Source organism: Lawsonibacter sp. JLR.KK007, from assembly GCF_036941135.1.
Taxonomy (GTDB): domain Bacteria; phylum Bacillota; class Clostridia; order Oscillospirales; family Oscillospiraceae; genus Lawsonibacter.
Map to the genome: position 1 here is coordinate 692,859 of NZ_JAYWSY010000003.1, position 13,803 is coordinate 706,661.

At 65.2% G+C, this 13,803-nt stretch carries 18 protein-coding genes; 15 read left to right on the forward strand and 3 right to left on the reverse strand.

All coding sequences use genetic code 11. The features are described from left to right. Window positions 1-3 precede the first annotated feature (3 nt). The 5 genes from VV088_RS21605 (at window position 4) to VV088_RS21625 (ending at window position 4,957) form a co-directional block, all read left to right on the forward strand. Window positions 4-312 carry a V-type ATP synthase subunit F gene (locus tag VV088_RS21605; protein ID WP_325227844.1) on the forward strand — a complete coding sequence of 103 codons (309 nt, stop codon included), beginning with the start codon at window positions 4-6 and terminating at the stop codon, window positions 310-312. A gap of 69 nt (window positions 313-381) precedes the next feature. Further along, window positions 382-2,157 (forward strand): V-type ATP synthase subunit A, encoded by a 1,776-nt coding sequence (locus VV088_RS21610; protein ID WP_334602716.1) that lies wholly within the window; start codon window positions 382-384, stop codon window positions 2,155-2,157. Next, a complete protein-coding gene (locus VV088_RS21615; RefSeq protein WP_334602717.1) occupies window positions 2,154-3,530 on the forward strand; it encodes a V-type ATP synthase subunit B in 1,377 nt (458 codons plus the stop codon). Before VV088_RS21610 ends, VV088_RS21615 begins: the two co-directional genes overlap by 4 nt. 68 nt (window positions 3,531-3,598) lie before the next feature. Continuing rightward, complete coding sequence (locus VV088_RS21620) at window positions 3,599-4,306, forward strand: V-type ATP synthase subunit D (protein ID WP_334602872.1); 708 nt, start codon at window positions 3,599-3,601, stop codon at window positions 4,304-4,306. 60 nt (window positions 4,307-4,366) lie between these two features. Further along, window positions 4,367-4,957 (forward strand): hypothetical protein, encoded by a 591-nt coding sequence (locus VV088_RS21625; RefSeq protein ID WP_334602718.1) that lies wholly within the window; start codon window positions 4,367-4,369, stop codon window positions 4,955-4,957. 106 nt (window positions 4,958-5,063) lie between these two features. Here VV088_RS21625 and VV088_RS21630 read toward each other — a convergent pair whose 3' ends face one another. The 3 genes from VV088_RS21630 to VV088_RS21640 are packed head-to-tail and all read right to left on the reverse strand — an operon-like array spanning window position 5,064 to window position 7,829. Continuing rightward, window positions 5,064-6,263 carry an ATP-grasp domain-containing protein gene (locus VV088_RS21630; RefSeq protein WP_334602719.1) on the reverse strand — a complete coding sequence of 400 codons (1,200 nt, stop codon included), beginning with the start codon at window positions 6,261-6,263 and terminating at the stop codon, window positions 5,064-5,066. 31 nt (window positions 6,264-6,294) lie between these two features. Beyond that, window positions 6,295-7,047, reverse strand: a complete 753-nt coding sequence (locus VV088_RS21635; RefSeq protein ID WP_334602720.1) for an esterase family protein — start codon at window positions 7,045-7,047, stop codon at window positions 6,295-6,297. A gap of 11 nt (window positions 7,048-7,058) precedes the next feature. Then, complete coding sequence (locus VV088_RS21640; RefSeq protein WP_334602722.1) at window positions 7,059-7,829, reverse strand: alpha/beta hydrolase; 771 nt, start codon at window positions 7,827-7,829, stop codon at window positions 7,059-7,061. A gap of 183 nt (window positions 7,830-8,012) precedes the next feature. Between VV088_RS21640 and VV088_RS21645 the strand changes: the two genes are divergently transcribed. From VV088_RS21645 to VV088_RS21690, 10 genes are all read left to right on the forward strand, one after another. Further along, the gene (locus tag VV088_RS21645; RefSeq protein WP_334602723.1) at window positions 8,013-8,435 is read left to right on the forward strand and encodes a GNAT family N-acetyltransferase; all 423 of its coding nucleotides are present in this window, start codon (window positions 8,013-8,015) and stop codon (window positions 8,433-8,435) included. Between the two features lie 142 nt (window positions 8,436-8,577). Next, a complete protein-coding gene (locus VV088_RS21650) occupies window positions 8,578-9,489 on the forward strand; it encodes a stage III sporulation protein AB (RefSeq protein ID WP_334602724.1) in 912 nt (303 codons plus the stop codon). Continuing rightward, complete coding sequence (locus tag VV088_RS21655) at window positions 9,490-9,999, forward strand: stage III sporulation protein AB (protein WP_334602725.1); 510 nt, start codon at window positions 9,490-9,492, stop codon at window positions 9,997-9,999. 32 nt (window positions 10,000-10,031) lie between these two features. Beyond that, on the forward strand, window positions 10,032-10,226 hold the full coding sequence (spoIIIAC, locus tag VV088_RS21660) for a stage III sporulation protein AC (protein ID WP_120394034.1): 195 nt from the start codon (window positions 10,032-10,034) through the stop codon (window positions 10,224-10,226). Continuing rightward, on the forward strand, window positions 10,226-10,615 hold the full coding sequence (locus VV088_RS21665; RefSeq protein WP_334602873.1) for a SpoIIIAC/SpoIIIAD family protein: 390 nt from the start codon (window positions 10,226-10,228) through the stop codon (window positions 10,613-10,615). Before spoIIIAC ends, VV088_RS21665 begins: the two co-directional genes overlap by 1 nt. Further along, complete coding sequence (locus VV088_RS21670; protein WP_334602726.1) at window positions 10,612-11,673, forward strand: stage III sporulation protein AE; 1,062 nt, start codon at window positions 10,612-10,614, stop codon at window positions 11,671-11,673. Before VV088_RS21665 ends, VV088_RS21670 begins: the two co-directional genes overlap by 4 nt. Further along, a complete protein-coding gene (locus VV088_RS21675; RefSeq protein ID WP_334602727.1) occupies window positions 11,670-12,167 on the forward strand; it encodes a hypothetical protein in 498 nt (165 codons plus the stop codon). The genes VV088_RS21670 and VV088_RS21675 overlap by 4 nt, the downstream gene beginning before the upstream one ends. Next, complete coding sequence (locus VV088_RS21680; protein ID WP_334602728.1) at window positions 12,164-12,676, forward strand: stage III sporulation protein AG; 513 nt, start codon at window positions 12,164-12,166, stop codon at window positions 12,674-12,676. The genes VV088_RS21675 and VV088_RS21680 overlap by 4 nt, the downstream gene beginning before the upstream one ends. 43 nt (window positions 12,677-12,719) lie before the next feature. Beyond that, entirely contained in the window at window positions 12,720-13,355 is a 636-nt protein-coding gene (locus tag VV088_RS21685) for a SpoIIIAH-like family protein (protein WP_334602729.1), read from the forward strand. 89 nt (window positions 13,356-13,444) lie between these two features. Next, the gene (locus tag VV088_RS21690; protein WP_334602730.1) at window positions 13,445-13,795 is read left to right on the forward strand and encodes an Asp23/Gls24 family envelope stress response protein; all 351 of its coding nucleotides are present in this window, start codon (window positions 13,445-13,447) and stop codon (window positions 13,793-13,795) included. The last annotated feature ends 8 nt before the right edge of the window (window positions 13,796-13,803 follow it).

Here is a 13,803-nt window from a genome sequence, read left to right on the forward strand (position 1 = left end):
CAGATGCAAAAGATCGCAGTTATGGGCGACAAGGACAGCGTTTTGGGCTTCAAGGCCCTGGGGCTGGAGGTCTGCCCCGTGGATTCCCCTGACCAGGGCCGGGAGGCCCTCCACCGCATGGCGAAGGAAAACTACGCCATCATCTATATGACCGAGCAGCTGGCCGCTCAGATGCCCGATGAGGTCGCCCGGTATAAGGACGCCCTCACCCCTGCCATCATCCTGATCCCCGGCAAGGAGGGCTCCCTTGGCATTGGCATGGCCAACGTGAAGACCGCCGTGGAGCGTGCGGTCGGCGCGGATATTCTGTAAGCGCAGAAAAGCCTCCCTCCAAGAGGGAGCCATTCAGAAATTTACCCAGAAAGAAGGTTTGCAAAGCCTATGGGAAAAATCGTAAAGGTCTCCGGACCACTGGTGGTTGCCACCGGGCTTGCCGACGCCAACATGCAGGACGTGGTCCGTGTTGGCGAGCAGCGTCTGATCGGTGAGATCCTCACCATGACCGGCGACTCCGCATCCATCCAGGTCTATGAGGAGACCTCCGGCCTGGGCCCCGGCGCCGACGTGATCACCACCGGCGCACCCCTGTCCGTGGAGCTGGGCCCCGGCCTGATCGAAAACATCTACGACGGCATCCAGCGCCCGCTGGAGGTCATCATGCAGAAGGTCAAGGGCAACAACCTGCCCCGCGGCGTGGAGGTCCCCGCCCTGGACCGGGAGAAGAAGTGGGACTTCACCCCCACCGTCAAGCCCGGCAGCAAAGTGGTGGGCGGCGACATCATCGGCACCGTTCAGGAGACCAACTCCATCCTCCACAAGATTATGATCCCCCCGAAAATGAGCGGCACCATCCTGTCCATTGAGTCCGGCTCCTTCACCGTCACCGACACGGTGGCCGTCCTGGAGCAGCCCAGCGGCGAGAAGGTGGAGCTGCCCATGATGCAGAAGTGGCCCGTCCGTGTGGGCCGTCCCTATAAGCACAAGTATCCCCCTGTCATCCCCCTCCAGTCCGGCCAGCGGATTGTGGACTCCTTCTTCCCCGTGGCCAAGGGGGGCACCGCCGCCATCCCCGGCCCCTTCGGCTCGGGCAAGACCGTCATGCAGCACGCCCTGGCCAAGTGGTCGGACGTGGACCTGGTGGTCTACATCGGCTGCGGCGAGCGGGGCAACGAGATGACCGACGTGCTCCGGGAATTCCCCGAGCTGGTGGACCCCCGCACCGGCGAGTCTTTGATGAAGCGGACCGTGCTCATCGCCAACACCTCCGATATGCCCGTGGCCGCCCGTGAGGCGTCCATCTACACCGGCATCACCATCGCCGAGTATTTCCGGGACATGGGCTACGCCGTGGCCGTCATCGCTGACTCCACCTCCCGCTGGGCCGAGGCCCTGCGCGAGATGTCCGGCCGTCTGGAGGAGATGCCCGGCGAGGAGGGCTACCCCGCCTACCTGTCCTCCCGTCTGGCCCAGTTCTACGAGCGGGCCGGCTCCGTGGCCTGCATCGGCTCCGACGAGGACCGCCGGGGTTCCCTGACCGCCGTGGGCGCGGTCTCCCCTCCGGGCGGCGACCTGTCCGAGCCCGTCTCCCAGGCCACCATGCGGATCGTCAAGGTGTTCTGGGCCCTGGACGCCTCCCTGGCCTACCGCCGCCACTTCCCCGCCATCAACTGGCTGAACTCCTACTCCCTGTATCTGGACTCTCTGAAGCCCTGGTACGATGAGAACCTGGGTCCCAAATTCCTGGAGAACCGGGAGTGGGCCATGGCCGTCCTCCAGGAGGAGGAGAGCCTGAACGAGATCGTCCAGCTGGTGGGCAAGGACTCCCTGTCCGCCAAGGACCAGATCACCCTGGAGGTGGCCAAGATCATCCGGGAGGACTTCCTCCAGCAGAACTCCTTTGTGGACATCGATTCCTACTCCGAGTACGACCGGCAGGCCCGCATGCTGGCCCTGATCCGGGACTACGACGTCCACTGCCGCGCCGCCGCCGAGAAGGGCGGCTCCCTCAACGATCTGTTCGCCATCCCCTCCCGGGAGGGCATCGGCCGGGCCAAATCGGTTCTGGCCACCGAGTATCAGGACGCCTATGCCGTCCTGCAGGAGCAGATGGAGAAGGAGATCGCTGCGATCGGAGAGAAAGGAGCGGATGCGCTGTGATTCGTGAATACAAGACAATCCAAGAGATTTCCGGCCCTCTGATGGTGGTTAACCGGGTCCAGGGCGTCACCTATGACGAGCTGGCCGAGATCGAACTCACCGACGGCTCCGTCCGCCGCTGCAAGGTGCTGGAGGTCAACGGCGACTCCGCTGTGGTCCAGCTGTTCGAGGCCTCCGCCGGCATCAATCTGGCCGAGTCCAAGATCCGCTTCCTGGGCCACCCCCTTCAGCTGGCCGTGTCCGGCGACATGCTGGGCCGGGTCTTCAACGGCATGGGCCAGCCCATCGACGGCGGCCCCGCCATCCTGGCCGACGAGTACCGGGACATCAACGGCCTGGCCATGAACCCCGCCGCCCGTGACTACCCCAACGAGTTTATCCAGACGGGCATCTCCGCCATCGACGGCCTGAACACCCTGGTCCGGGGCCAGAAGCTGCCCATTTTCTCCGGCTCCGGCCTGCCCCACGCCAACCTGGCGGCTCAGATCGCCCGCCAGGCCAAGGTGCTGGACGGCGCGTCCAACTTCGCCGTGGTCTTCGCCGCTATCGGCATCACCTTTGAGGAGTCCAACTTCTTCGTGGAGGAGTTCCGCCGAACCGGCGCTATTGACCGCACCGTGCTGTTCACCAACCTGGCCAACGACCCCGCCGTGGAGCGTATCGCCACCCCCCGTATGGCCCTCACCGCCGCGGAGTATCTGGCCTTTGAGAAGGGCATGCACGTGCTGGTCATCCTCACCGACATCACCAACTACGCCGAGGCTCTGCGTGAGGTCTCCGCCGCCAAGAAGGAGGTCCCGGGCCGCCGCGGCTACCCCGGCTACCTGTACACCGACCTGGCCACCATGTACGAGCGGGCCGGCCGTCAGCTGGGCAAGGAGGGTTCCATCACCATGATCCCCATCCTCACCATGCCCGAGGACGACAAGACCCACCCCATCCCCGACCTGACCGGCTACATCACCGAGGGCCAGATCATCCTGTCCCGGGAGCTGTACCGCAAGGGCATTATCCCGCCTATCGACGTGTCCCCCTCCCTGTCCCGCCTGAAGGACAAGGGCGTGGGCCCCGGCAAGACCCGGGAGGACCACGCCAACACCATGAACCAGCTCTTCGCCGCCTACTCCACCGGCAAGGAGAATAAGGAGCTGATGTCCATCCTGGGCGAGGCGGCCCTGTCCCCCACCGACCTGCTGTACGCCAAGTTCGCTGACGAGTTTGAGAAGCGTTACGTGGCCCAGGGTCCGGAGGACAACCGCTCCATCCAGGAGACCCTGGACTTGGGCTGGGACCTGCTGTCCATCCTGCCTCGGGGCGAGCTGAAGCGGATCAAGACCGAGTTTATCGAGAAGTATATGCCCAAGAAGGACTGACCTTCTCCGGGAGGTGAACCGGTTTATGCTGATATGGTTCACCCTATGAAGAAATGAGGTGACCCCCAATAGCAAGTACAGTTGTAAATCCCACCCGTCAGGAGCTGACCCGGCTGAAAACCCGTCTGCGCACCTCCATGCGGGGCCACAAGCTCCTTAAGGATAAGCGGGATGAGCTGATGAAGCAGTTTATGGATGTGGTCCGGGAGAACCGGGCCCTCCGCCAGCGGGTGGAGGAGAGCCTGATGAAGGCCCACGGCGCCTTTACGGTGGCCGCCGCCCTCATGTCCCCGGAGATGCTGGAGCAGTCCCTGCTCTACCCCAAGCAGTCCGTGGAGCTGGATATGACCTTCCAGAACATCATGTCGGTGGACGTGCCCCAGTATCAGTTCCGCACCAGCAGCCAGGACCCCGGCGAGGTCTACCCCTACGGCTTCGCCCAAACCAGCGGCGAGCTGGACGACGCGGTGGATGCCCTGTCCCGGGTGCTGTCCGACATGCTGCGGCTGGCGGAGATCGAAAAGACCTCCCAGCTGCTGGCGGAGGAGATCGAAAAGACCCGCCGCAGGGTCAACGCCCTGGAGTATGTGAAAATCCCCGAGATGCAGGCCAACATCAAGTATATCACCATGAAGCTGGACGAGAACGAGCGTTCCAACACCATCCGGCTGATGAAGGTGAAGGACATGATCCTGAAGGAGGCCATCGAGGAGAAGCGGGCGGAGACCGCCCAGGCCATCGAAGCCTTTGGCGGGAAGGCCCCGGCGAAGGCGTAACCAATACCAAAAGGTACAGCCCGGAATCCTCCGGGCTGTACCTTTCAGTGAGGAGTTGCCATGAGTTTAGTTCAAGCCGCCCTGTGCGGCCAATTTGCCATCGTCTGCGGCGAGCAGCAGCTGAATCTGTCCACCGGGGGCGTGCTGCACAATTTCCGAAAAATCTTCAAGGTGAATCCCAATGTGATCCTCGGCCTGTCCGGGGCTATCGAGGACAATTACTACCTGTTTCAGGACTACATCAACATGGATTTCACCATGAAAGAGGGCTGTTCGGACAGCCTGGAGGAGGTCTTCGACCGGGTGACCGCCCGGTATCATGAGATGGAGGCCGAGGGAGAGTGCGACGTGTTCAGCCTGATTTGCGGCTGGAACGGGACCGGTTTTGAGGCGAAGACCTTCTACCTCAACGCCCTCTATCCGGGGAACAACGGGATCACGGACGTGCGCCCCGCCCACGCCATGGACGGCAAGCTGATCTCCTGCGGCGACAACCGGCACTATGAGAATTTTTTCCGCAGCGTGAGCCGCTACGGCTTTGAGGTCTACAGCATACAGCGCGCCTTCCGGGATGTGCTGGCCCAGGGGGTCCTGTTTGACAGCTTTATCGACAAAAATGCCCAGTTTGAGGTGATCCGGAGGCCGGAGTAGCGGCGCTCCTCTGCGCCTGGGGCGTTTGGAGCGGCTCTGTGGCCGGCCCGGCCATCTTTGGACAAAAAAGTACCGTCTGATTCCTCAGACGGTACTTTTTTATGGATTATCCCTCTTTGCACAACAGGACATCGTGATAGAACTTATCCAGCTTCTTCTGAGTGGGGAAAACGGCCATGTACATCTGGTTGCCCATGGCCCCGGACAGCACGTCGGGGATGCGCTCCACCATCTTCATCTGTCCGCCGTATTTCTCCATGATGGCCGCGTGGTCATAGACGAAGGGCTTGCCGTCCCGGCGGCCGGCAAAGGCGCAGAAGCAGTGCTCGCCGGGCTCCAGAGTGGAGCGGTCGAAGGCGATCATGTCCGCCCAGATCTTGTACACGTTGGTGGAGTTGGCAAAGTTCATCATGTCCGGGCTGAACCCGCCGCAGGGGCGCATGTTGACCTCCAGGGCCACGATGTCCCCCTGTTTGCCCATCCCCTCCTGGTCCTGGGTCAGGCGGAAGAACTCGAAGTGGACGAACCGGCTTTTCACCCCGAAGCTCTTCACCGTGGCCCGTCCAGCCTTCCGGGTGTCGGCGGGGAGGTTTTTGACGATGTAATAGATGGAGTTATCCTCCTGGTTGACGATGTCCATGATGGACATGGGGGTGACGTTGCCCGTCTCGAAGATGGGCTCCCCCTTGGAGTCGATGATGGCGTCGTAGGAGTTGACCTCCGCATGGATAAACTCCTCCATGATGTAGGAGACCTCTGGAGCTTTGGCGCTCAGGAACTGGTCCAGGTCCTGGGCACTGGACAGCTTGTGGGTGTCGCAGGCCCCCACCCCGTTGTCCGGCTTGACCACCACCGGCCAGCCCACCTCCTTGATGAAGTCCAGACAGCCCTTTCTGCTGTCCACCAGGTGGAAGCGGGCGGTGGGGATGCCTGCGGCCTGGTAGTACTCCTTCATGTTGGACTTATATTTGATGCGGGGGATGTCGCTGGTCTGGAAGCCGCTGGTGATGTGGAAGTCGGTGCGCAGGGCGGCGTCCCGTTCCAGCCAATACTCGTTGTTGCTCTCCAGCCAGTCGATGCGGCCGTACTTGTGGATGAAGAAGGCCACCCCCCGGTACACCGCGTCGTATTGCTCCAGGGAATCCACCTTGTAATACTCGTTCAGGCTGTCTTTCAGCTGGGGGGACAGCTGGTCGTAGGGCTGGTCGCCGATGCCCAGCACGTTCATCCCGTTGTTTTTCAGCTCCCGGCAGAACTGCCAGTAGTTGGTGGGGAAGTTGGGGGAAATAAAGATCACATTGCTCATGGTTTTCTCACACTTTCTCTCTCGGTTTGATTCAGTCCGATTGGCCCGGCTCGCCGCCCAGCAGCCAGGGGAAGAAGTACACCGCCTGCTTGTACCACCAGGGCCAGTCGTGGGCGCAGTCGTGGCCCCAAAAGTCCACCCAGGTGTGGATGCCCTTCCGGTAAAAGATGTCCGCCAGCTGACGGGTGGAGTCGGGCAGCTCCCAGGCCCCCTGGCCCACGCAGATGGCCGCCCGCTGGCGGTTGAAGAGGCCGATGTAGGGGTGGTCCGGGGGCAGGTTGGCCATGTAGTGGACGGGGGAGTTCTGATAGACCACCTCGTCCATGTAGCCGTGGAAGCCGTAGCTGGCGGTGTAGATGCCGCTGAGGGCCAGCATGCCGTTGAAGAGATCGGGCCGGCGCAGGTAGAGGTTGGCGGCGTGGGTGGCCCCCAGGCTGCAGCCGAAGGAGATGATGCCCTCCTGCCCGGTCCGGTTCAGAATGTAGGGGGCCATCTCCTTGGTGAGGTAGTCCATCCACTGCTCGTGGCGGCGGGCCCGCCAGTAGGGGTCGCCGTTCTTGTCAGACCAGGTCTCCTTGTCCAGAGTGTCCACCGAGAAGACAATGATCTGTCCGGACTCGATCCAGGGGGCCAGGGTCCCGGCCATGTGGAAGTCACCGAAGTCGTAGAAGCGGCCGTCCTGGCAGGGGATGTACAGCACCGGCCGGCCGGAGCGGCCATAGACCATGCACTCCATATCCCGCCCCAGGGCGGGGCTGTAGTCAACAAGGTATTGGGTTTCCATAGACAGTCCTCCTAACGATTCAGCTCATACATCAGCGTCTCAATGAAAAAGGGAATCTGCTTTTCCCAGCTGGCCTCGCAGTGCTCGCCGCCGGGGACGATGCGGCAGGTGAGCCGCACCCCCCGCTCCAGCAGCAGGGCGGCCACCCGGGCGAACTGCCCCCGCATCAGCTCGTGAGCGCCCATCTCCCGGGAGCCGTAGTCCATGTACAGCACCGTGTCGGGCTGGGTCTCCGCCCCCCGGACCAGCCGGGCCAGACGGTCGGGGGCCACCCACAGAGAGGGGGACAGGGCCGCCGCCCGGGAGAAGACGTGGTTATACTCCAGCAGGGCGTACAGGCTCATCAGCCCGCCCATGGAGCTGCCCGCGATGAAGGTGTGCCGCCGGCCGGGCAGGGTGCGGAAGCGCCGGTCGATGGAGGGCTTGAAGGTGTGTACGAACCAGTCCATGGTGAGCTTGCCCCGGCCCTGCACGTGGCCCAGGTCGGGCTCGTAGAAGGTGTAGGGGGAGTATTCCGACAGCCGCCCGTTGTCCGGGTGATGGTTGCACTCCACCGCCGCCACGATCAGCGGCGTCTGGCAGGCGTCCAGGTACTCCCCCAGCCCCCAGCTCTTGCCGTAGGTGGCGTCCGAGTCGAAGAAGACGTTGTGGCCGTCAAACATATACAGCACGGGGTAGTGGCAGTCAGGCTCCCAGTCGTAGGACCTTGGCAGATAGAGGTAAACGCCCCGAGGCTCGTCCCCTGTCAGCTCGGGGATCGTCACATTCCATTTCTGAATCATGATGCATCCCTCCCAGTTTCTTCTCTGACAGTTTATCACAGTAAAGCGAGGATTTCAATTCGTCTCCGGGCTTTTTTCTGTATTTTTGGATTCCAGCCTGGAAACCGGATCGGATTTGTGAAATATCACGAGGAATCCGGCGGAACCATATGGTATAATGGACCGGAAAAAGGAGGGAGCGCCATGGTGAGACCGGCCCGTCCAGCGGATCTGGACGCCGCCGCCGCGATCTGGCTGGAGGGCAATCTGTCGGCCCACGACTTCATCCCGCCCCAATACTGGCAGGGCAATGTTGAGCTGGTGAAGGGTCTGCTGGCCCAGGCGGAGCTGTACGTCTATGAGGACGAGGGGGAGGTGCTGGGCTTTTTGGGCCTGGAGGACGGCTATATCGCGGGCATCTTCGTCCGGAGCGAGGCGCGGTCCAGAGGGACCGGCAGGCAGCTGCTGGAGGCCGCGAAGGGCCTGTACAGCCGCCTGACTCTGCGCGTCTATCAAAAAAACCGCCGGGCGGCGGACTTTTACCGGCGGGAGGGCTTTTCCGTCCGGGAAGAATCGGTGGACGAGGGGACCGGCGAGGCGGAATATTGGATGGAGTGGGAAGCATAACAACACCTTGGTCCGGGGAAGGAACCTGATTCACATGATACCAGCCTTCGACATAGTTCGAAAGGCTGATATTTTTTTTGCCCAAGAGGGGGCATAACCCCCGGCTTGTCCTCATAGGATGGGACAAAGGCTGGTGAAGGATATGGAAGGAATGGCTGGGGCGGCGAGCTACGTCCAGGCGGTGCAGGCCCTGCCCCTGCGGCTGCGGGAGGAGGCGCTGTCCCTGCCGGAGGGGGCCCGGGCCCGGGCGGAGGAGCTCCGCCTCCGGGCGGGCTGGCCCATGACGGCGCTGATAGACGAGGCGGAGCGCCCCCTGGGAGGGCCTCCGGTGGAGCCGGGGGAGCTGGAGCGGCTGGTGGAGATCGCCAGCGGGGCATCGCTCCACACGGTGCTGGACCAGGTCCGCCGGGGCTACCTGACCATGGAGGGGGGCCACCGCATCGGACTGTGCGGGACGGCTGCCCTCCAGGAGGGGGAAATCCGCAGCCTGCGGGCAATTTCCTCCGCCAACCTGCGGATCGCCCGGCAGGTGCGGGGGGCCGCCGCCCCGGTATTGGACGGGCTGTGTCCCGGCGGGCGGCTGACGGATACCCTGATCCTCGCGCCCCCCGGCCTGGGCAAGACCACCCTCCTCCGGGACCTGATCCGCTCGGTCTCCGAGGGGGAGGGCTGCGTCCCCCTCCGGGTGGCCCTGGCCGACGAGCGGGGGGAGGTGGCGGCGCTGTACCGGGGCCTGCCCCAGCTGGAGGTGGGCCGGCGCACCGACGTGACGGAGGGTTGTCCCAAGGCCCAGGGGCTGATGCTCCTGCTGCGGGCCATGAACCCCCAGGTGCTGGCGGTGGACGAGATCACCGCCCCGGAGGACGGGCGGGCGCTGTCCGAGGCGGCGGGCTGCGGGGTCACCCTGCTGGCCACCGCCCACGGGGAGGACCGGGCCGACCTGGAGCGCCGCCCCCTGTACCGTCCGCTGCTGGAGGCGGGACTGTTCCGCTTTCTGGTCCGCATTCGCCGGGCGGGGGAGGGGCGAGCTTATACTGTGGAGGAGCTGAGGTAGATGATCCGTCTGATGGGAGCCGTTCTGGTGGCGGCTGGGGGCGCGTATCTGGGCTTTCAGGCGGCGGCGGCGCTGCGCCGGAGGGTGCGGGCGCTGCGCCAGCTGGAGGCGGGCCTGGCCCTGCTGGAGCGGGAGCTGGAGCTGAACGCCCCGCCCCTGTTCCAGCTGCTGGAGCGGGGGGCCGCCCGGAGCGAGGGCCCGGCGAAGGCGCTGTTTGAGGGGTGCCTCCAGGGGCTGGACCGCCTGGACCGGGAGGAATTCTCCTGCCTGTGGCGGCGGCTGGCGGAGGAGCAGGCCGGACTGCCGCCGGAGGGACGGGCCATTCTGAGCGCCCTGGGGGACACCCTGGGGCGGTATGAGGCCCCCCGCCAGCGGGAGGCCCTGTCCGCCGCCCGCCGCCGCCTGGAGGAGCTGGCCGTCCGGCTGGAGGCGGACAGCCGCCGCCAGGGGAGGGTCTATCAGGCCCTGGGCCTGTCCGGCGGGGCGTTTCTCGTTATTTTGCTGCTGTAATATGATACCATCACGAAAGAGGGCTTTTACATATGGAGGTTGATCTCATTTTCAAAATTGCGGCCATCGGCATCCTGGTGGCGGTGCTGAACCAGGTGCTCAGCCGGGCGGGCCGGGACGAGCAGGCTATGATGACCACCCTGGCGGGGCTGGTGGTGGTGCTGATGATGGTGGTCCAGGAGATTGCCAGCCTGTTCGACCTGGTCAAGGACCTGTTTGGGCTGTGATGGAGGCCATGGCCAAGCTGGCCGCCGTGGGGGTGACGGCGGTGGTGCTCAGCGCGGTGCTGCGGAAAAACACCCCGGAGCTGGCCCTGCTGCTGGTGCTGGCGGCGGGGCTGTGGATGCTGGCTCTGGCCGCTCAGGGCCTGGGGGCGGCGGTGGCCCTGATGGAGGAGCTGGCCCAGCTGGCCGGACTGTCGGAGGCCCTGCTGGAGCCGGTGTTCAAAACGGTGGCCCTGTCCATCCTCACCAGGCTGACGGTGGAGATCTGCCGCTCGGCGGGGGAGGGAGGGGCGGCCGCCTTTGTGGAGACGGCGGGGACCGTCCTGGCTCTGCTGGCGGCTCTGCCCCTGGTGCGGGCTGTGGCCCAGCTGATGGGGGAGCTGCTGACATGAGACGTGTGCTGATTTTCTGTGCGCTGGCTGCGGCGTGCCTCCTCCCGGCCTGGGGGGCGGAGCTGGACGTCCCCGGCCTGGACCAGGTGTGGGAGACGGCGGAGGGCCAGGGGGTGTCTCGGGACGTCTCCCTGGACCAGGGACTGGCCCAGCTGGCCGGACAGGCTCTGGACCAGCTGAGGCCCCTCCTCCGGGCCAGCCTGACCACCGCCATGAAGCTGGCGGCAGTGGTGCTGCTGTGCGCCCTGGCGGAGAGCGTCCAGGCGGGGGAGGGGGAGGGCCTCCCGGCGGTGACTATGGCCGGAGCTTTGGCCATCACCGCCCTGACCATGACGGACATGGCCGCGATGATCGGCCTGGGCCGGGACACTCTGGGCAGAATGGAGGAGTTCTCCAGCCTTCTGCTGCCGGTGATGGCGGTACTGACGGCGGCCACCGGGTCGGTGAGCGCCGCCGCCGCCCGGCAGGGGGCCACGGTGCTCTTCTCCCAGCTGCTGCTCACCGTCATGGACCGGCTGCTGGTCCCCCTGGTCTACTCCTTCGTGGCGGTGAGCTGCGCCCACGCCGCCGTGGGCAATCCGGGGCTGAAAAAGGTGGCCGATCTGCTGAAGGGGACCATCACCTTTGTCCTGACCGCCCTGCTGCTGGCCTTTGTGGGCTACCTGACGGCCAGCGGGGCCATCGCGGGCAGTGTGGACGCCGCCGCCGTGAAGGCGGCCAAGCTGGCCATCTCCCGGGCCATCCCGGTGGTGGGGAGCATTCTGGCCGACGCCTCCGAGTCGGTGCTGGCGGGAGCGGGGGTGCTGCGGGGGACGGTGGGGCTGGCGGGACTGCTGGTGGTGCTGGCCCTGTGCCTCACCCCCTTCCTGCGGCTGGCCCTCCAGTACCTGGTGTACAAGCTGGCCGCCGCCCTGTGCGCGGTGGTGGCCCAGCCCAAGCTGTCCGGCCTCATCGACGCCATCGGCACCGCCTTCGGCCTGGTGCTGGGCATGACCGGGGCGGGAGCCCTGATGCTGCTGGTGAGCCTGGTGTCCGCTGTGGCGGCGGTGACCATATGATGGGGGCGGTGCGGAGCTGGCTGCTGGCGGTGATCGCGGCCTCCCTGCTGTGCGCGGTGGCCGGAGCCCTTATGCCCCCCGGCGGGGTGAAGCGGGTGGGGCGGCTGGTGTGCGGACTGGTGCTGCTGGGGGCGGTGCTCTCCCCGGCAGCCACCCTGGACGCGGCGGAGGGCCAGCGCTGGCTGGAGGGCTGGCTGGACTCCATCCAGCACCGGGAGGAGGAGCTGGAGGGGACGGTAAACCAGCAGATGAAAAGCATCATAGAACGGGAGTGCGCCGCATATATTGTGGACAAGGCGGCGGAGCTTGGCCTGACCTGCCGGGCCCGGGTGGAGTGCCAGCCGTCGGAGGACGGCCTGTACCTCCCTGTCCGGACGGAGGTGGCTGGCCCCATGACGGCGGAGGTCCAGGGCCGGCTGATCCGGACCATCGCGGAGGACCTGGGGGTTCCGCCGGAGGCGCAGATTTACATGGAGGAGGAGGAAATGCCGTGAAATGGAAGTGGCCCGAGGCGGCCCAACGGTGGAAGGAGGGGCTGCGGAGGTACTTATATGTGCTGCTGGTGGCGGCGGCGGGGGTGGCGCTGCTGCTCCTGCCCTCCGGCGGGCGGGACAGCCCCGGCGGGGAGCTGCCGGACCAGGAGGAGGGGGCCTCCTTCGACCTGGAGAGCTTTGAGACCAAGCTGGAGCGCACCCTGTCCCAGATCGAGGGGGCGGGGGAGACCCGGGTGGTTCTCACCCTGGACGGAGGCAGCCGTCAGGTGCTGGCCCGGAACCAGGAGCGGGAGGGGGATGGCGGCGGGACCAACACGGTGGTCACCGTGGGCAAGGGGTCCGGCCAGCAGGAGGTGGTCCCCCTCCAGACGGTGGCCCCGGAGTTCCGGGGCGCGCTGATCGTCTGCCCCGGCGGAGGGGACGCCAGAGTGCGTCTCCGGCTCATCGAGGCGGTGTCCGCCCTCACCGGCCTGGGCGCCGACCGGATCTCGGTGTGCGCCGGAGGCTAGCGGGGCGTTTTTCCCAACAACCAACATAAAAGGAGGAGTCAACATGAGAACGAAGAAGGACGGCTGGTCCCAGCTGTGGAAGCGGAACGCGGTGGTGGCGGCTATTGCCCTGTTTGTGTGCGCGGCGGTGTACCTGAACTGGAACTACGACAAGGAGGCGGACACCGGCGCAGGCAAGACGCTGGGGCAGTCCGCCATGGTGGGGGGCCAGACCCAGGACCCGCTGGTGAGCGGCGACCGCTCCGCCGCCGGTACCGGGGAGGAGGACGCCCAGGACGCCGGAACCGCCGGAGCGGAGGTCCCCTCCGCCGGGGAGACGGAGGGAAGCGCCTACTTCGCCACCGCCCGGCTCAACCGGCAGCAGGCCAGGGACAGCGCCCTCTCCCTGCTCCAGGACGCCGCTGCCCGGGAGGACGCGGACGCCGCCGTGAAGGACCAGCTCAACGACAACATCCAGACTATGGCAGACTACACCGTCACCGAGGCCCAGATCGAGAACCTGGTGGTGGCCAAGGGCTTTGCCGACTGCGTGGCCTTCATCGGGGAGGACTCCCTCTCCCTGGCGGTGGCCGCGCCGGAGGGCGGCCTCACCGAGGCGGACACCGCCAAGATCGTGGACATCGTGCACCAGACCAGCGGCTTCACCGCCGGTCAGATCCATATCATTGAGGTGGAGTAAAGTTTTTTGCCTCTGCGGTTGTCAAACGGGGAAAAGTGTGGTAAAATAACGGTATCCGTTTGAAAACTGGAAACAGGAGTGGTATCACAATGGGCGAAAGCAAGGATTATGTCTCCCGCTCTGATGAGCTGGGCAACATTCACATCTCTGAGGAGGTGCTGGCGGCCATCTCTGCCGCCGCTGCCCTGGAGGTGGAGGGGGTCAGCAGTCTGACCAACCCAGGCAGAAAGAACGCCGCCAAGGGGGTCCACATTAAGCTGGAGGAGGCTCAGGTGGTGGTCACCATGTCCGTCCTCATGGCCTATGGCCACACCATCCCCGAGATGGGCAGGGCCGTGCAGGAGGCGGTGAAAACCGCCATCGAGTCCATGACCGGTCTGGAGGTCGCCGCCGTCAACGTCAGCGTCAGCGGCATCGTTTTCCCCCAGCCAGAGCAGTAAAAAACAGC